The sequence below is a fragment of the Massilia soli genome, assembly GCF_016809835.1.
Classification (GTDB): domain Bacteria; phylum Pseudomonadota; class Gammaproteobacteria; order Burkholderiales; family Burkholderiaceae_D; genus Telluria_A; species Telluria_A soli.
On sequence record NZ_JAFBIL020000001.1, the window covers coordinates 852,304 to 870,590 of the forward strand.

At 64.1% G+C, this 18,287-nt stretch carries 12 protein-coding genes; 9 read left to right on the forward strand and 3 right to left on the reverse strand.

Features of this window, described 5'->3' with window-relative positions:
• Positions 1–20: 20 nt before the first annotated feature.
• From hemE to I4X03_RS03920, 3 genes are all read left to right on the forward strand, one after another.
• Positions 21–1,100 carry a uroporphyrinogen decarboxylase gene (gene hemE, locus I4X03_RS03910; protein ID WP_223465906.1) on the forward strand — a complete coding sequence of 360 codons (1,080 nt, stop codon included), beginning with the start codon at positions 21–23 and terminating at the stop codon, positions 1,098–1,100.
• A 755-nt stretch (positions 1,101–1,855) separates the two neighbouring features.
• Complete coding sequence (locus tag I4X03_RS03915; protein WP_223465907.1) at positions 1,856–3,877, forward strand: primosomal protein N'; 2,022 nt, start codon at positions 1,856–1,858, stop codon at positions 3,875–3,877.
• Between the two features lie 48 nt (positions 3,878–3,925).
• Positions 3,926–5,368: a dihydrolipoyl dehydrogenase gene (locus I4X03_RS03920; protein ID WP_223465908.1), complete on the forward strand. Its 1,443-nt coding sequence runs from the start codon at positions 3,926–3,928 to the stop codon at positions 5,366–5,368.
• Positions 5,369–5,372: 4 nt separating this feature from the next.
• Here I4X03_RS03920 and I4X03_RS03925 read toward each other — a convergent pair whose 3' ends face one another.
• A complete protein-coding gene (locus tag I4X03_RS03925) occupies positions 5,373–5,858 on the reverse strand; it encodes an SRPBCC family protein (protein WP_223465909.1) in 486 nt (161 codons plus the stop codon).
• A 325-nt stretch (positions 5,859–6,183) separates the two neighbouring features.
• Between I4X03_RS03925 and I4X03_RS03930 the strand changes: the two genes are divergently transcribed.
• Entirely contained in the window at positions 6,184–7,389 is a 1,206-nt protein-coding gene (locus I4X03_RS03930) for a PEP-CTERM sorting domain-containing protein (protein WP_223465910.1), read from the forward strand.
• A gap of 10 nt (positions 7,390–7,399) precedes the next feature.
• On the opposite strand, the gene modB is transcribed toward I4X03_RS03930, so the two are convergent.
• Together modB and modA are read right to left on the reverse strand one after the other, a co-directional pair.
• Complete coding sequence (modB, locus tag I4X03_RS03935; protein WP_223465917.1) at positions 7,400–8,092, reverse strand: molybdate ABC transporter permease subunit; 693 nt, start codon at positions 8,090–8,092, stop codon at positions 7,400–7,402.
• Positions 8,089–8,862 (reverse strand): molybdate ABC transporter substrate-binding protein, encoded by a 774-nt coding sequence (gene modA, locus I4X03_RS03940; protein ID WP_223465918.1) that lies wholly within the window; start codon positions 8,860–8,862, stop codon positions 8,089–8,091. The genes modB and modA overlap by 4 nt, the downstream gene beginning before the upstream one ends.
• Positions 8,863–8,968: 106 nt before the next feature.
• Here modA and I4X03_RS03945 point away from each other — a divergent pair, with 106 nt between their 5' ends.
• From I4X03_RS03945 to I4X03_RS03965, 5 genes are all read left to right on the forward strand, one after another.
• Positions 8,969–11,029: a UvrD-helicase domain-containing protein gene (locus I4X03_RS03945; RefSeq protein ID WP_223465919.1), complete on the forward strand. Its 2,061-nt coding sequence runs from the start codon at positions 8,969–8,971 to the stop codon at positions 11,027–11,029.
• A gap of 164 nt (positions 11,030–11,193) precedes the next feature.
• Positions 11,194–13,323: a DUF4214 domain-containing protein gene (locus I4X03_RS03950; RefSeq protein ID WP_223465920.1), complete on the forward strand. Its 2,130-nt coding sequence runs from the start codon at positions 11,194–11,196 to the stop codon at positions 13,321–13,323.
• Positions 13,324–13,382: 59 nt separating this feature from the next.
• Positions 13,383–13,586 (forward strand): SlyX family protein, encoded by a 204-nt coding sequence (locus I4X03_RS03955; RefSeq protein ID WP_223465921.1) that lies wholly within the window; start codon positions 13,383–13,385, stop codon positions 13,584–13,586.
• 167 nt (positions 13,587–13,753) lie between these two features.
• A complete protein-coding gene (locus I4X03_RS03960; protein WP_223465922.1) occupies positions 13,754–15,892 on the forward strand; it encodes a M3 family metallopeptidase in 2,139 nt (712 codons plus the stop codon).
• Positions 15,893–16,066: 174 nt separating this feature from the next.
• A complete protein-coding gene (locus I4X03_RS03965; RefSeq protein WP_223465924.1) occupies positions 16,067–18,193 on the forward strand; it encodes a M3 family metallopeptidase in 2,127 nt (708 codons plus the stop codon).
• The last annotated feature ends 94 nt before the right edge of the window (positions 18,194–18,287 follow it).

The following is an 18,287-nucleotide window of genomic DNA, read 5'->3' on the forward strand; positions in this document are numbered from 1 at the left end:
CCCCTGCCTTATTGTCTGCCATGCCACAATTCGCCCCGCTCCAGAACGACACTTTCCTGCGCGCGCTCCTGCGCCAGCCGACTGACTACACCCCGGTGTGGCTGATGCGCCAGGCGGGGCGCTATCTTCCCGAATACCGCGCCACCCGCGCACGCGCCGGCTCCTTCCTGGGCCTGGCCAAGAACCCTGACTACGCCACCGAAGTGACGCTGCAGCCGATCGACCGTTATCCGCTGGATGCGTCGATCCTGTTCTCGGACATCCTGACGGTGCCCGATGCGATGGGCCTGGGCCTGTATTTCGCCGATGGCGAAGGCCCCAAGTTCGAGCGTCCGCTGCGCACCGAAGCCGATGTGCTGGCGCTGCGCGAGCCGGACCTCGGTTCGCTCGACTACGTGTTCAACGCCGTTACCCAGATCCGCACGGCGCTGAACGGCCGCGTGCCGCTGATCGGCTTCTCGGGCAGTCCATGGACGCTGGCCTGCTACATGGTCGAAGGCGGCGGCTCCAAGGAATGGCACACCATCAAAAAGATGCTGTACAGCCGTCCTGACCTGATGCACCACATCCTGAAGATCAACGCGGCGGCTGTGGCCGACTACCTGAACGCCCAGATCGATGCGGGCGCGCAGGCGGTGATGATCTTCGACTCGTGGGGCGGCGCGCTGGCCGATGGCGCCTACCAGGAGTTCTCGCTCAGCTATATGCAGCAGGTCGTGAGCCGCCTGAAGCGCGAAAAGGACGGCGTGCGCATTCCGGCCGTCGTGTTCACCAAGGGCGGCGGCCTGTGGCTCGACCAGATCGCCGGTATCGGCGCCGACGCGGTGGGCCTCGACTGGACCGTCAACCTGGGCCGCGCCCGCGCGCAGGTCGGCGACAAGGTCGCGCTGCAGGGCAACCTGGACCCGGCCATCCTGTTTGCCAACCCTGACCAGATCCGCGCCGAAGTCGAACGCTCGCTGACCGCCTACGGCACGCCGTCGGACGGCCATGGCCACGTGTTCAACCTGGGCCACGGCATTTCGCAATTTACGCCGCCCGAGTCGGTCACCGCGATGGTCGATGCGGTCCATAGCTTCAGCCGCAAACAGCGCGGTTGATGTAGTTCTGCTACAAAAAGGGCTGGCTGGCAGGTTTGCCGGCCCTTTCCAGGCTCCGCGCCGAAACGATGAAAATCACACTTATTCACATATTGCAGCTTAAGCACTATTTTCGCTGCCCAGACGTTGCGCTCTTGTAAGTGAATTTGCAAGTGATTGAAAACAAAGAAGTTTTTATTTTTTGCCTGGGCGCTCAGCTGTATTGAAATTAAGCATTTCCCCTGTAAGAATCGGCGTTTTTCAACATTGTCCACAAAGTTATCAACAGGTTTTGTGGATAAGGGAAGAATGTTCAGCGTTTACGGGGACTTAGCGGAAAAGCTCATGCAACAGATGAACTGTGTGTTGCGCCGCATGATATATATCTGGCGCGGGATCGGCGGACAGTTGAGGCTTCAACTACATATCTCGCCGGTGCGCGGCGTTCGGGCTAGTGCGGCACGGCAAACTAGAAAATAGCGCGCAAACGACTACAAAAACTTCGTCTGAACTGATAGTTATGCACAATGGCGCTACCGGGCGACGAGAAAACACTGTGCATAAGTACAGTACGCAAGTACTTGAAATTAAACGAAAAAATATATTTGATTTTTTCCGGAGCCCTGCATGTCTTGTGCAAAGCACAAATTTTTTGCCCTTAATCCAGAGTTTGTTCACAAAGTTGTCCACAACTTCGCGCAAACCGCTGGCATCGTGGGAAAACATGCGTTTTCGGCCAGCCGCGCCGTCGATTCGCGCGGCCAGGTGTCAACCTGATGAGCTTTTGCATCCTTCGGGTCGCCCTCGATACCCCGCTCGATAGCTGCTTCGACTACCGCTGGCGCTGCGAACCGGGGACCGAACCTGCGGTCGGCCAGCTGGCCCTGGTCAGTTTCGGCACCCGCGAGGTAGTCGGGCTCATTGTCGGAGTAGGTCAGGCGACCGATGTCGCGCCTGAAAAGCTCAAGGATGCGCTGGCCGTGCGCAGCCAGCTGGCGCCCCTGTCGGCCCAGTGGCTGGCGCTGGCGGCCTTCGCCGCCGACTATTACCAGCGTCCGCTGGGCGAGGTGGCGCTGCCGGGGCTGCCAAAGAACCTGCGCGTGCCGACCACGGTCAACCTGGACCGCGCCCTCAAAAAAATGGACAAGCACGACGCTGTGCACGACGCCACGCCGATCTCGGTGCCGCGGCTGAATGGCGCGCAGCAGCTGGCGGCAGACGCGATCGGCGGCGCCACCGGCTTTACGCCAATCCTGCTGTACGGCGTCACGGGCAGCGGCAAGACCGAGGTCTACCTGCAGGCCTGCTCGCAGGTGCTGGAACGCGAGGCCGACGCCCAGATCCTGATCCTGGTCCCCGAGATCAACCTGACGCCCCAGCTGGAAGGCAACATCCGCGCGCGCTTTCCGGGCGTGATGCTGGCGACCCTGCACAGCAGCCTGTCCGAAGGCGAGCGCATGCTGCACTGGCTGGCCGCGCACCAGGGCCGCGCGCGCATCATCCTCGGCACGCGGCTGTCGATCCTGGCGTCGCTGCCGCGGCTGAAACTGATCGTCATCGACGAAGAACACGATCCCTCGTACAAGCAGCAGGAAGGCCTGCGCTATTCGGCGCGCGACCTGGCGGTATGGCGCGCGCGCCAGCTGGCCATTCCGATCGTGCTGGGATCGGCCACGCCGTCGCTGGAAAGCTGGCACCACGCCGGGTCGGGCCGCTACCGCAAGCTGGAGCTGCGCGAGCGCGCCGTCAAGGACGCGGTGTTGCCGCGCGTGCGCCTGCTCGACATGGAGCGCGACAAGCCGAAGGACGGGCTGACCTCGCACCTGATCGCGGCGCTGCGCCAGCGCATGGACCGGGGCGAACAATCGCTGCTGTTCCTGAACCGGCGCGGCTACGCCCCGGTGATCTCGTGCGACGCCTGCGGCTGGATCAGCGACTGCACCCGCTGCACCTCGTTCATGGTGCTGCACAAGCCCGAGCACCGGCTGCGCTGCCACCACTGCAGCCTGGAGCTGCGCATTCCGCGCAATTGCCCGACCTGCGGCAACGTCGACCTGCAGCCGCTCGGACGCGGCACCCAGCGCGTCGAAGAAGGGCTGCAGCAGATGTTCCCCGAGGCGCGCATCCTGCGCATCGACGCCGACTCCACGCGCCGCAAGGGCAGCGCGCAGGCGGCGTTCGACACGGTGCACCGCGGCGAGGTCGACATCCTGATCGGCACCCAGATGGTCGCCAAGGGACACGACTTCAAGAAGCTCACGCTGGTGGGCATCCTCAACCCGGATACCGCGCTGTTCTCGCAGGACTACCGCGCCAGCGAACGCCTGTTCGCGCAGCTGATGCAGGTTGCCGGGCGCGCCGGCAGGGCCGCGCGCAATGAAGGCGGCAGCACCAGCGAAGTACTGGTGCAGACCCGCTACGCCTCGCATCCGCTGTACGGCGCGCTGGTCAACCACGACTACGACCGCTTCGCCGACACCCTGCTCGACGAACGCCGCGGCGCGGCGCTGCCGCCGTTCATGTACCAGGCGCTGCTGCGCGCCGAGGCGCGCGAACTGGCCATCGCCATCGCGTTCCTGCAAGCGGCGCGCGACGTCGGCGCGGTCGAAGGCATTACCATCAATGACCCGATCCCGATGACCATGACGCGGGTGCACAACGTCGACCGTGCCCAGCTGCTGGTGGAGTCGCCGTCGCGCCCCGCGCTACAGGCTTTTCTGAAACAGTGGATTGTGTCGTTGCGCGACATGAAGAGCCGGGTCAAGTGGTCGCTGGAGGTAGACCCGCTCGATATTTGAATTTCCAATAGAATCGGGGCTGGAACCAGGCGCCGGAAGGAACATGCAATGAACAAGTTGACAGTGGACGTAGCGGTAATCGGCACCGGCACCGCGGGCCTCACGGCCTACCGCGCTGCCCGCGCGCAAGGCAAGCGCACCGTACTGATCGAAAGCGGCCCTTATGGCACGACCTGCGCGCGCGTCGGCTGCATGCCCAGCAAGCTGCTGATCGCCGCCAGCGAAGCGGCGCACACGGTGCAGGCGGCGGCCGGCTTCGGCATCCACGCCGGCCAGGTGCGCATCGATGGCAAGGAAGTCATGGCACGGGTGCGGCGCGAACGCGACCGGTTCGTCGGCTTCGTGCTGGAAGGCGTCGACAATATTCCCGACCAGGACAAGATCATCGGCCACGCGCGCTTTACCGGGCCGCATTCGCTGCAGGTGGATGCTCACACCGAGATCGATGTCGCGCGGGTCGTGATCGCGACCGGCTCGCGCCCCTACATTCCTGAAGAACTGCGCGATGTCGGGCCGGGCGTCATCGTCAGCGACCAGGTGTTCGACTGGACCGACCTGCCGGAATCGGTCGCGGTGATCGGCACCGGCGTGATCGGCCTCGAACTGGGCCAGGCGCTGCACCGCCTCGGCGTGCGCGTGTCGATCTACGCGCGCGGCGGCAGCGTGGCCCATATCAGCGATCCCGAAGTACTGCACGTTGCCACCACGGTCCTGAGCGCGGAGCTTGACCTGCGCTTCCAGCACAAGCTGGTCAGCGCGCGCCAGGACGGCTCCGAAGTGCTGCTGACGACCCGCGACCCGCTTGGGGCCGAGCGCAGCGAACGATTCCAGTATGTGCTGGTCACCGCGGGCCGCACGCCGAATGTCGACAACATCGGCATCGAGACCACCGGGCTGGAACTGGATGCCAGAGGTATTCCAGTGTTCGACCCGATGACCATGCAGTGCGGTACCAGTGCGATCTTCATCGCCGGCGATGCCAACAACGAGCGCCCCTTGCTGCCCGAGGCGGCCGACCACGGCAAGATCGCCGGCGACAATGCGGGACGCTATCCGAGCGTGCACCCGGGCCTGCGGCGCACGCCGCTGGCGATCGCGTTCACCGAACCGCAGATCGCCACGCTGGGCGCGTCATACCGCGCGCTGTGCGCGGAAGGGCAGCACACCTTCGCGGTCGGGAAGGTATCGTTTGAAAACCAGGGACGCAGCCGCGTGATGTTGCAAAATCACGGCATGCTGCGCGTGTATGGCGAATATGGCAGTGGCTTGTTCCTGGGCGCCGAGATGATCGGGCCGCGCGCGGAAAACCTGTCGCACACGCTGGCGTGGGCATGCCAGGCGCGCATGACGGTGGCGCAGATGCTCGACATGCCGTTCTATCACCCGGTGATCGAAGAGGGCATGCGCACCGCCTTGCGCGACCTCGCCGCCGAACTGGAAAAGGGCGCGCCTGCGCAAAGCAAGGCGCCCGACTGCGTGCCGGGCGCCTGAACCTTCAGTTGACGTAGTCGCTGTCGAGGCGTCCGGACGCCGCCATTTCGCGCAGGATCTTGATGGTGTCGATGTCGGCCGCCTGGTAGTGCGAGCGCTTGATATCGTCGTACATTTCGCTGGCCGGATCGGACGAGGGGCCATGGCCGTCGTCGTAGGTGAAACGCACGAACAGGCGGCCTTCGGCCGGCGCCTCGATCGCCATCACCAGGCTGGAAGCGACGATTTCCCCCTGGGCCGGCACCTCGTAGCGCACCGTCTCCAGCGGCGTCAGGCGCACATGGTCGAGCACCACCAGCTGGCCGTAGCGCAGGCGGCGGCGGAAGCCCTGGTCCGATTTCTGGTCGATCGTCGCCTCGTCGAGCTGGGGCACGAACAGCTTCGGCGCCTCGGCGCGCAGCACCAGGCCGCGCCACAGCTGCTCGCGGGTGATCGTATCCATTAGTGGATTGAGCAGGTCGTTAATTTCAATCAGGTGTTCAAATTTCATGGTGCGGGCCGTGTAAGTGAAGGCGTGATGGTAACGCAATGGGGCGCATGGCGTCCGGAAGCGAGTCGTGCGCGCGGAACGGCCGTGTTGCGCATAGCCAATTGACAAGCTGACGGAGCAGCGCAAGGCCCACATGCTGCTGCTGTGAAAGCTCGCATGCACCGACGCCGCCTGGCGTCATTCGGTGTTTACACAACGCTAATGGTTTTTTCCGATACAAGTATGTATTTATTACTGGAAATAATGGTACGCTGTAGGAACTCTCCTACAGTGCCATTGTATGAACCGTCGCGACAACTATCTCTCCCGCAAAGCGGCTTCCGCCTTGAAGCAGCGCCTGATTGGCGTGGCGGTGGTGGCTGCCGTGGCTGGCCTGGCGGTGGTCGGGCTGATGGTGGAGCCGGAGCACGCCATCGCGGCGCGCTCTGCGATGGCAGAAACGGCTGTACCGCCTAAAACGGCGCCGGGCACTGCCCAGCCTGCGCCAGCACCGGCGCCAGCGGCCGCGGAGCGGCGCGTCTATCCGTATTCGATCATTCCGGGCGGGGTTTCTGGCAAGGAAGAGCTTGCCAGCGTCATCAAGACCGACAAGGTCGTCGCAGCGCACTACGCGTCATTCGATGTGGCCAAGGCCTTCAAGCTGACCGTCCAGAAGCCGCGCGCGGTGTACGTCTCGTATCGCAAGGGCGACCAGGTGTACTGGACGTCCAGGAAACTCATGCTGGTCAAAGGCGAAATGCTGCTCTCGGACGGGCGCAATGAAATGCGTGCGCGCTGCGCCAACCGGATTTCCGACACGCCGCAGTTCCCGGTCGAAGTGAACGAACCAAGCGCGGAAGAACTCGACTCGGTGATGGCCGTGTCGATGGACCTGGATGACCTCGGACTCGACGACACTGGCGCGGGAACCGGGTATGGCCCTGGCCTTGGCCCGGCCAGCGGCGAACCGTCTTCCGCCAACAACGCTGGCCAGGCATCGCCGGACGCCAGCCGCACCGCGCTGGTGGCAAAGAAACCGGTCTCGGGCCGCGCCACCACCTTGCGTCCGGAGCCGTCCGACCCGTCCTCCGGCGCCACCCCGGAAACGCCGGTGGCGGTTCCGCCGCCGCAAAGCAACGATGGCGTCCCGGGCAATACGCCAGGAACTCCTCCGCTTGCGGGCGGCGGCACGCCTGCCCCATCGCCGGCACCACTGCCTGCCCCGCCGCCGGCACCATCGCCGGCCCCATCGCCCGAGCTGTCCCCGCCGCCGTCCGGTGGTCCAGTCACTCCGGGCCCGGGTGGACCGCCGCCGCGGCCCGCGCCGCCAGGCGCCAATCCGCCTGCGGGAATTCCTCCTGGCGATATCCCGGGTACGCCGTTTTTGCCGCCGGTTGTGCCCGAGCCGCCTGTGTTCCCGCCAACCGAGCTGCCGCACACGCCTGGCGAGCCGGAACACGCCCTGCCGGAGCCGGGCACGCTGCTGCTGTTCGGCGCGGCATTCGCCGGCATACTGCTGCTGCGCCGAAAGCCGGCGCGCTCGAAGCGCTGAGCTTCCAGCATTAATTGGACAGCAGAATCCCGTTCTGGCGACGTTGCAGGAAAGCGATGCCGACCAGGATGCTGAACGAAATCGCCAGCAGGATCAGCGCGTAGGCGTGGGCGGCGTCGTAGTTCAGCTTCTGGGCTTCGTCATACAGCGCAATCGACGCCACCCGCGTCTGGCCGGGGATATTACCCCCGAGCATAAGGACGACGCCGAATTCCCCCATCGTATGCGCGAAGCTGAGCGACACGCCGGTCAGGATGCCGTGCTTTGACAGCGGCATCACGATCGACCAGAACACTTGCCGTTTGGTCAGCCCGAGGGCGAGGGCGGTGTCCTTCATCTCGCGCCGCACCGAGCGGAACGCGGCCTGGAACGGCTGCACCGCGAACGGCAGGCTATAGATCACCGAGCCGATCACCAGGCCGGCAAACGAGAAGGGCAGCGGCTGGCCGAATACCGATACCCAGGCGGCGCCGATCGGTTGCTGCGGCGCCATCAGCACCAGTAAATAGAAGCCGATCACCGTCGGCGGCAGCACGATCGGCAGGCTGACCAGGGTTTCGATGAAGATGACGCCGCGCATGCGGCTGTTGTTGAGCCAGTTGGCCAGCGGCATGCCAAGCACCAGCAGCACCAGCGATGAAACGAAGGCAAGCTTGAGCGTCAGGCCGATCGCGTTCCACAGTTCGGGTGGCAGGCCGGTCATTCGGTGCCGTCCGCCGCTGCCCCCGGCAGGCCGAAGCCGCTGCGCTGGAGAATGTCGCGTGCGGCCGGGGTGTGCAGGAACTGCAGGAAGCGCGCCGCCAGCGGATTGTCTTTCCCATGCCGGGTCAGCACCACGCCCTGCTCGAGCGGCGCCAGGCCCTGCTGCGGCACCACATAGTGGCGGCCCACGCCCTTCATGCGTGGCGAGAGCACCGTCGCCAGCGAGACGATGCCGACTTGGGCGTTTCCGGTCTGGACGAACTGGGCGGCCTGGGCGACATTGTCGCCAAGGGCCAGCTTGCCTTCCACGTGCTGCCAGACGCCGTGATGCACCAGCGCGGCGCGCGCGGCGCGGCCATACGGCGCCACCTCGGGGTTGGCGATCGCTACCCGGCGCAGGCGGGCGTCGGCGAACAGCCGCATGCCCACGGCGGGGTCAAGGCGCGGGTCCAGCGTCCACACCGCCAGCCGTCCGATCGCATAGGGCGTGAGCGAGGCCGGGTCGGCCGCGCCTTGCTGCGCCAGCTGGCGCGGGTAGTCCATGTCGGCCGACATGAATACATCGAATGGCGCCCCGCGCTTGATCTGGGCGAAGAAGTTTCCCGAGGCGCCGGTGGACACCTTGACCTCGGCCCCCGGCACCTGCTTGCGGAACGCGGCGCTGAGTTCGTCGATACAATAAACCAGGTCGGATGCGGCCGCCACCAGCAGCGTGCCGGCCTGCGCCAGCGGCATCGCGGCGACCATCATCAGGAAGAGTAATTTTTTCACAAGCACATTCTACGACAGGACCTGCCGCCACAGCCACTGGCGCTGGACGCGCCGGCGCTTGCGCTACAATGGGCGGCTGTTTTGTCCAAAAAAGAAGTCCGTCCCGATGTCGACCGCCCCCAAGTTTGGCCTGAACGTTCCCCAGAGCGAAGCCGTGATGTATCTCGACGGTCCGTGCCTGGTGCTGGCGGGCGCCGGTTCCGGCAAGACGCGCGTGATCACCCAGAAAATCGCCCACCTGATCGAGGACCGCGGCTACGATCCGCGCACCATCGCCGCGCTGACCTTCACCAACAAGGCGGCGCTGGAAATGCAGGAGCGCATCGCCAAGCTGCTCAAGCAGCCGCGCCAGGCCAAACAGCTGACGGTGTCGACCTTCCATTCGCTGGGCGTGAAAATCCTGCGCCAGGAAGCCGGCGGCGTCGGGCTGAAGGACCGCTTCTCGATCATGGACAGCGACGATTGTTTCGCGCTGGTCTCCGACCTGGCCATTACCACCGACAAGCAACTGGTGCGCCAGATCCAGAATGCGATTTCGCTATGGAAGAACGGCCTGGTCGACCCGGAGCTGGCCATCAGGAACGCCAAAGACGAGGACGAGGCCCAGTCCGCGCGCATCTACCGCAGCTATGTCGCCACGCTGGCCGCCTACCAGGCGGTCGATTTCGACGACCTGATCCGCCTGCCGGTCGAGTTGTTCCGGAATAACGACCCGATCCGCGACAAGTGGCAGCGCCGCCTGCGCTACCTGCTGATGGACGAGTACCAGGATACCAACACCTGCCAGTACGAGCTGGTCAAGCTGCTGGTCACCGGCATCGGCAAGAAGCCGATGTTTACCGCCGTGGGCGACGACGACCAGGCCATTTACGCCTGGCGCGGCGCCTCGGTCGAGAACCTGAAGACCCTGGGCGACGATTTCCCCGACCTCAAGGTCATCAAGCTGGAACAGAATTACCGCTCGACGACCCGCATCTTGCAGGCGGCCAATGCGGTGATCTCGAACAACCCGAAACTGTTCGAGAAGGCGCTGTGGTCCGAGCACGGCCTGGGCGAGCCGGTCAAGGTGCTGGGCATGCAGAACGACGAGCAGGAGGCCGAGCAGGTGGCCATCATGATCTCGGCCGACCATTTCCAGCGCAAGAACAAATGGTCCGACTACGCGATCTTGTACCGCGGCAACCATCAAGCCCGGATCATCGAGCAGTGCCTGCGCAAGGAGCGTATCCCGTACACCATCTCCGGCGGCCAGAGTTTCTTCGACAAGGCCGAAATCAAGGACATCATCAGCTACCTGCGCCTGATCGCCAACGAGGGCGACGACCCGGCCTTCATCCGCGCGGTGACCACGCCCAAGCGCGGGGTCGGCATGGCCACGCTGGAAGTGCTGGGCGAATTCTCCAAGCAGTGGAACTGCTCGCTGTTCGAGGCCGTCTTCAAGGGCGGGCTGGAAGCCAAGCTGCCGGACCGCCAGCTGTTGCCGCTGCGCTCATTTTGTAACTTTATCAACCAGCTGGAAGCGCGCGCCAGCCGGCCGGGACCGTCGGGCAGCGGCGAGAACGCCGCCTCGGTGCTGGACGACATGATGAAGGAAATTAACTACGAAGGTTATCTGTACGACACCTTCGAGGAACGCGCCGCCCAGAGCAAGATGCAGAACGTGTTGGAATTTACCAACTGGCTGAAAGAACGCGGCTGCGGCGGCCGCGACAAGACGGGCGAGGAAAAGAACCTGCTCGAACTGACCCAGATGGTGGCGCTGATGTCGATGCTGGAAGGCGCCGACGAAGAGCAGGACGCGGTCCGCATGTCGACCCTGCACGCCTCGAAAGGGCTGGAGTACCCGCACGTGTTCCTGGTCGGCGTCGAAGAAGGCATCCTGCCGCACAAGGGCGATCCGGATGCGCCGGTGGAAACCATCGCCGCGCGGGTGGAGGAAGAGCGCCGCCTGATGTACGTCGGCATTACCCGGGCCCAGCGCACCCTGCAGATCACCTGGTGCAAGAAACGCAAGCGCGCCGGCGAGCACGTGCACTGCGATGTGTCGCGCTTCATCAAGGAAATGGCGCTCGACGTCGGCGACGCCGTCCCGACCGAGGCCGAAACCATTTCGCCGAAGGACCGGCTGGCCAGCCTGAAGGCGCTGCTGGCGACGCCAAAAGTGTAAAAACAGCCAGCTGCCAGCGCGCACGGTTGAACCCGGTTTTATTTGACACCGAAGGTCCGGCAGGAAATACTTGGGACTCCCGCAGCACGTCGGGAGGCCCGCGCCCGGCACCCGCCAGTTGCGACAGGATCAATCCGTGACTACTTAACGACATCGCGCCCAGCATGCCTAAACTTTCCGACATCGAATCGACGCCCCTGTCTCCGCTTTACCACGTCAATGCGCTGCTTGACTCGGGGCCGGACTGGAATTACCTGATGCCCTCGAACAATACAATCCTGTACACGTTCTCGGTCGCATCTGGCAACGAGGTACGCAACGGCACGCCGATTTCAGGCCAGTCGAGCTTCTCGATTTCCCAACAGGTCAACGCACGCAGCGCGATCGACTACATTTCCAAGCTGACCGGGATCGTTTTCGTGGAAACCAGCGACGGCGCCTCCGCCCACGTCCACCTGGCAAACATGGACATCGCCGATGCGAACACGGTCGGCCTGTGCAGCTGGAGGGTGTCGTACGGCGCCAGCAGCGTCACCGGAGAACTGACCAGCTACGAGGCCGATGCCTGGGTCTACCTCGACAACCGCGAATGGGCCTCCCACAACGCCAACCTGGCGCCCGGCGGCAGCGGCTATGAAACCCTGCTGCACGAGCTGGGCCACATGCTCGGCCTGAAGCACCCGCACGAAGACGACATCCAGCTGTCGCCGTCGCAGGACAATACGTCCCAGACCATCATGTCGTACGACCATCTGGGCGGCCCTTATGCCCAGTTCAACAGCCTGGATATCGCGGCGCTCGACTGGCTGTACGGCCGGGACGGCCTCGGCGGCAACCTCGGCATCAACTCGGTCACCGGCGCGCGCTACCTGAGCGGCAGCCGCTTGTCCGAGACCATCGACGGCACCCCATTCGATGACACGCTGCGCGGCGACAAGGGCAACGACACGATCAACGGCGGCGCCGGGACCGATACCGCGGTGTTCAGCGGCAACCGGGACGGGTATGTGTTCAACGTGATGGCTGGCGACACCCTGATCGTCAGTGGCGCAGATGGCACCGATACGCTCACGTCGGTCGAGCTGTTCCAGTTCGCGGACGGCGTGTTCCTGCGCGGGCAAGTCATCGACACCACCCCGCCGGTAGCGCCGCTGGTCAATGTCGCCAAGAATGCGAACGGCTATATTGCCGGCAACGTGCCTACGCTGTTCGGCAAGACGGAGCTTAACTCGACGGTTACCATTTTTGCCGGCACGACCGCGGTCGGCACCGGAAAATCGGACGAAAACGGTTTATTCAAGGTCACGCTGGCGGGGATGGGCAACGGCACTTACACCCTGAGCGCCGTTGCCACCGATGCGGCCGGCAACCGATCTCCGGCAAGCAGCGTCACGTTCAAGGTCGATGGCACGCCGCCCGTGGCGCCGACGGTCGCCTTCCAGGCCGCGGCGGCCGATGGCAACCAGCCTGCCTTCTCCGGAACCGGTGAAGCGGGAAGCACGATCAAGCTGTTCAATAATGGCAGCGAGCTGATTGCCACAGCGCTGGTCGATGGCACGGGCAAGTGGAGCAGCGCCAATCCACTGGCCAATGGCAACTACAACGTGTCGGTGAAATCCTTCGATGCCGCCGACAACAACACGACGGCCGCGACGGCGTTCACGTTCGTGGTCAACAGCTCCCTGAACAGGGTCGGTACGGCGGCAAACGACGTCATCACCGGGACCTCCGGCAACAACGCCTTGCAAGGGATGGCTGGCATCGACACCGCGCTGTACACGGGCGCGCGCGCCGGCTACGCGATCGATGCCTCGGCCAACGGCTATATCGTCGCTTCGGCTGCCGACGGCCGCGATTCGCTGATCGGGGTCGAACGCCTCAAGTTCTCCGACATGTCGGTGGCGATCGACATTGAAGGCAACGGCGGCATGGCTTACCGGGTGTACAACGCGATCTTCGCGCGCGAGCCTGATCTGGTCGGCCTCGGGTTCTGGATCGATCACCTGGACGACGGCCTGACGCTCAACTATGTGGCCAGCCGCTTCCTCGCCAGCGAAGAGTTTTTCGATCGCTTTGGCGCCAACCTCAGTACCCAGGACTACGTTGAAAAACTGTATTTGAACGTGCTGAACCGGCCACTCGACCAGGACGGCTTCAATTTCTGGGTGGCCGCGCTGGACCGCGGTGTCCCGCGCGAGGATATCCTGATCGAGTTCAGCGAAAGCATCGAGAACAAGGCGCAGGTGATCGGCGCCATCGAGCACGGCATCGAATATGTCCCGTGGCTCGGCTGACCAAGGTCCGCGGTTGCCGCGCGCTGGCATAATGGCGGCTTTGCCGCAAGGACTATGCCGTGAGTAACGAAGACCGTTTCGTCGATATCGAAATCAAGCTGGCGCACCAGGAAGACCTGGTCGAATCGCTGAACCAGATGGTGTACCAGCAAAGCCGCCGCATCGACCAGCTCGAAGCGATGGTGGCCGGCCTTGCCGAACACATCCGCACCAGCGCGCAAGCGGGCGGCGGACCGCTCAACGAGCCGCCGCCGCACTACTGACCATTGGGCCTTCGCGCCCGTCAATACGGGGCGCGCGCCGCGCGCTGCCGTACACATATGCATACAAACCGGCCCGTGACGGTTGAGTTCCATGCTGCTATGATCGAACGTTCAAGCGCTGCCTGCCATCCGCGGGCAGCTTTACATTAGCGCTCGTGAAAGATGCCATGAACCGTCCACACATGCTTATCCTTGCCGCCAGCCTCGCGCTGGTCAACGTTGTCCACGCCGCCCCGGGCGCACCCGCCGCGGCAGTGCTGGAAGCGTCGAATCCGTTTGCGAAACTCAGCACGCTGCCGTTCCACTATCCGGCTTTCGACAAGATCAAGGACGAGCATTTCGTGCCAGCTTACGCGGCCGGCATGCGCGAGCACCTGCGCGAGATTAACGCCATCGCCGCCAACCCGAAGGCGCCGACCTTCGACAACACCATCGTCGCGATGGAGCGTTCGGGCCAGCTGCTCACGCGCGTGGCGACCACCTTCTCCAACCTGCAGGGCGCCAACACCAACGACAGGCTGGACGAGATCGACCGCGACATGTCGCCGAAGATGGCGGCCCACTTCGACGCGGTGTTCCTCAACGAAAAGCTGTACCAGCGCGTTAAGACCCTGTACGACAAGCGCGCCACGCTGGGCCTGGACAAGGAATCGGCGCACCTGCTCGACCGCTACCACAAGGACTTCGTGCGTGCCGGCGCCAAGCTCTCAAGCGCCGACAAGGAAAAACTCAAGTCGCTGAACGGCCAGATCGCGGTACTGCAAACCACCTTCACCCAGAACGTGCTGAAGGAAACCAACGCGTCAGCCCTGGTGGTCGACACCCGCGCCGAACTGGCCGGCATGTCCGAGGCGGCGATCGACGCCGCAGCCGCCGCCGCCAAGGAGCGCGGCCTGGAAGGCAAGTTCGCGGTCGCCCTGATCAACACCACCGGCCAGGCCCCGCTGGCGGTGCTGACCAATCGCGCCACCCGCGAGCGCTTGCAGGCGGCGTCGATGGCGCGCGGCAGCCGCGGCGGCGAATTCGACAACCGCGATGAAGTCGTCGCGCTGGCCAAGCTGCGCGCCGAACGCGCCGCGCTGCTCGGCTATCCGAACTACGCCGCCTACTCGCTCGAAAACGAGACCGCCAAGGACACCGCGGCGGTCAACAAGCTGCTGTCCGAGCTGGCCAAGCCGGCGGTCGCCAACGCGAAGAAGGAAGCGGCCGAGATCCAGAAGGTGATCGACGCCGAAAAGGGCGGCTTCAAGGTCGCCGCGCATGACTGGGCGTTCTACACCGACAAGGTGCGCGCCGAGCGTTTCAGCTTCGACGAGAACCAGCTCAAGCCATACTTCGAACTCGATAACGTGCTGGTGAAGGGCGTGTTCTTCGCCGCGAACAAGCTGTATGGCCTGTCGTTCAAGGAACGCAAGGACCTGCCGGTGTATAACCCGGACGTGCGCGTCTTCGACGTGTTCGATGCGAACGGCAAGCAGATCGCGATCTTCCTGGCCGATATGTACGCGCGCGGTAACAAGCAGGGCGGCGCATGGATGAACGAGTACGTCTCGCAGTCCGGGCTGATGGGCACCAAGTCGGTGGTCGCCAACCACCTGAACATTCCGAAGCCGCCAAGCGGCGAGCCGACCCTGCTGACCTACGACGAAGTCAAGACCACCTTCCACGAGTTCGGCCACGCGCTGCACGGCATCTTCTCGAACGTGAAGTACCCGCGCTTCTCGGGTACCAACGTCCCGCGCGACTTCGTCGAGTATCCGTCGCAGGTCAACGAGATGTGGATGATCTGGCCTGAGGTGCTGGCCAACTACGCCAAGCATTACAAGACCGGCGCCGCGATGCCGAAAGAACTGCTGGACAAGGTGGTCGCGTCGAAGAAGTTCAACCAGGGCTTCATCACCACCGAATACCTGGCGGCCTCGCTGGTCGACCAGCGCTGGCACCAGCTGGCGGCCAACCAGGTGCCGACCGACGTGCTCGGGTTCGAAGCGGCCGCGCTGAAAGAAGCCGGGGTCGACTTCGCGCCGGTGCCGCCGCGCTACCGCACCACCTACTTCTCGCACGCCTTCTCGGGCGGCTACTCGGCCGGCTACTACGCCTACCTGTGGAGCGAAAAGCTGGATGCCGACACCGTCGAATGGTTCAAGGAAAACGGCGGCCTGCAGCGCAAGAACGGCGACCACTTCCGCAAGACCTTGCTGTCGCGCGGCGGCACCGCCGATGCGATGGACCTGTTCCGCAACTTCCGCGGACGCGACGCCAAGATCGAAGCGCTGCTTGAGCGCCGCGGCCTGACCGGCGAGTAAGGAAGCAATGCCGCGTCAAGTGTGAACCTCAGCACGTCGTGCCCGCGAAGGCGGGCACCCATGCTGAGCTGGCAGGAGCCGCTTTCGCGCGAACGACGTGCGACTGCCAAAACCGAGTCCACACTTGACCACGACATACCTGCGCCCACTGATACCACCCAGGAGAGACAACAAATGAATCGTCCCCACATGTTAATCATCGCCGCCAGCCTGGCGGTAGCCAATGCCGCCTACGCCGCGCCTGCGTCGCTGCTGGAAGCATCCAATCCGTTCGCCAAGGTCAGCACGCTGCCGATGAACTACCCGGCCTTCGACAAGATCAAGAACGAGCACTACGAGCCGGCTTTTGCCGAAGGCATGCGCCAGGAGATGGTCGAAGTCGATGCCATCGCCAACAACCCGAAGCCGGCCACGTTCGAGAACACCATCGTCGCGATGGAGCGTTCGGGCCAGCTGCTCAACCGCGTCAGCAGCGTGTTCGGCAACCTGTCGGGCGCCAACACCAACGACACCATGCAGGCGATTCAGCGCGGCCTGTCGCCAAAGCTGGCGGCCCACAACGACGCGATCCGCCTCAACGAAAAGCTCTACGCCCGCATCAAGAGCCTGTACGACAAGCGCGACCAGCTCAAACTCGACCCGGAATCGAAGTTCCTGCTCGAGCGCTATCACACCGACTTCGTGCGCGCCGGCGCCAAGCTCTCGAGCGCCGACAAGGACAAGCTCAAGGCGTACAACTCCCAGCTCGCGACCTTGCAAACCACCTTCGCTCAGAACGTCCTGAAGGAAGCCAACGCCGCCGCCCTGGTGGTCGACAAGCGCGAAGAACTGGCCGGCATGTCGGATGCCGCGATCGACGCGGCGGCCGCCAACGCCAAGGCACGCGGCATGGACGGCAAGTTCGTCATCCCGGTCACCAATACCACCGGCCAGGCGCCGCTGGCGGTGCTGACCAACCGCGCCACGCGCCAGCGCCTGATCGAAGCGTCGATGGGACGCGGCAGCCGCGGCGGCGAATTCGACAACCGCGATGTCGTCGTCAAGATCGCCAAGCTGCGCGCCGAACGCGCCGCGCTGCTCGGCTATCCAAGCCACGCCGCCTACGCGCTGGAAGACCAGACGGCGAAAAACACCGAGTCGGTCAACAAGCTGCTGGCCGAATTCGCCAAGCCGGCGGTTGCCAACGCGAAGAAGGAAGCGGAAGAGATTCAGAAGATGATCGACGCCGAAAAAGGCAGCTTCGGCGTGGCCGCGCATGACTGGTCGTACTACAGCGACAAGGTGCGCGCCGAGCGCTTCGCGTTCGACCAGAACCAGCTCAAGCCGTACTTCGAACTGAATAACGTGCTGACCAACGGCGTGTTCTTCGCCGCCAACAAGGTGTATGGCCTGAGCTTCAAGGAGCGCAAGGACCTGCCGGTGTACGACCCTGACGTGCGCGTGTTCGACGTGATCGACGCCAACGGCAAGCCGCTGGCGATCTTTGTCGCCGACTTCTACGCGCGCTCGAACAAGCGTGGCGGCGCATGGGCCAATGCCTACGTCTCGCAATCGAAGCTGATGGGCACCAAGCCGGTCATCGGCAACCACCTGAACATTCCAAAGCCCCCGAGCGGCGAAGCGACCCTGCTGACCTACGACGAGCTGCGCACCCTGTTCCACGAGTTCGGCCACGCGCTGCACGGCATGTTCTCGGACGTGAAGTACCCGCGCTTCGCAGGCACCCGGGTGCCGCGCGACTTCGTCGAGTTCCCGTCGCAGGTCAACGAGATGTGGGCGGTCTATCCGGAAGTGCTGGCCAACTACGCCAAGCATTACAAGACCGGCGAGCCGATGCCGAAGGCTTTGCTCGACAAGGTGATCGCCTCGAAGAAGTTCAACGAAGGCTTCCGCACCACCGAGTACCTGGCCGCGTCGATGCTCGACCAGCGCTGGCACCAGCTTGGCGCGAACCAGATCCCGACGGACGTGCTGGGCTTCGAGGCTGAAGCGATGAAGGCCGCGGGCGTCGACTTCGCCCCGGTACCGGCGCGCTACCGCACCACCTACTTCTCGCACGTGTTCTCGGGCGGTTACTCGGCCGGCTACTACGGCTACCTGTGGAGCGAAAAGCTGGACGCCGACACGGTGGAATGGTTCAAGGAAAACGGCGGCCTGTCGCGCAAGAACGGCGACTACTTCCGCAAGATGCTGCTGTCGAAAGGCGGCACCATGGACGCGATGGACATGTACCGCCAGTTCCGCGGGCGTGATGCGAAGATCGAGCCGCTGCTGGACCGCCGCGGCCTGACGGCGAATTAAAAAGCAGGACCGTAACTCGTAGGGCGGATAAGCGACAGCGCATCCGCGTGCACGCGTCTCGTTGACGCAAGCACGCGTATGCACTCCGTTTATC

What these genes read in the sequence shown, in the direction of transcription:
- hemE (WP_223465906.1), top strand. Translation starts at nt 21, where the DNA reads ATGCCACAATTCGCCCCGCTCCAGAACGACACTTTCCTGCGCGCGCTC.
- I4X03_RS03915 (WP_223465907.1), top strand. Translation starts at nt 1,856, where the DNA reads ATGAGCTTTTGCATCCTTCGGGTCGCCCTCGATACCCCGCTCGATAGC.
- I4X03_RS03920 (WP_223465908.1), top strand. Translation starts at nt 3,926, where the DNA reads ATGAACAAGTTGACAGTGGACGTAGCGGTAATCGGCACCGGCACCGCG.
- I4X03_RS03925 (WP_223465909.1), bottom strand. Translation starts at nt 5,858, where the DNA reads ATGAAATTTGAACACCTGATTGAAATTAACGACCTGCTCAATCCACTA.
- modB (WP_223465917.1), bottom strand. Translation starts at nt 8,092, where the DNA reads ATGACCGGCCTGCCACCCGAACTGTGGAACGCGATCGGCCTGACGCTC.
- I4X03_RS03945 (WP_223465919.1), top strand. Translation starts at nt 8,969, where the DNA reads ATGTCGACCGCCCCCAAGTTTGGCCTGAACGTTCCCCAGAGCGAAGCC.
- I4X03_RS03950 (WP_223465920.1), top strand. Translation starts at nt 11,194, where the DNA reads ATGCCTAAACTTTCCGACATCGAATCGACGCCCCTGTCTCCGCTTTAC.
- I4X03_RS03960 (WP_223465922.1), top strand. Translation starts at nt 13,754, where the DNA reads ATGAACCGTCCACACATGCTTATCCTTGCCGCCAGCCTCGCGCTGGTC.
- I4X03_RS03965 (WP_223465924.1), top strand. Translation starts at nt 16,067, where the DNA reads ATGAATCGTCCCCACATGTTAATCATCGCCGCCAGCCTGGCGGTAGCC.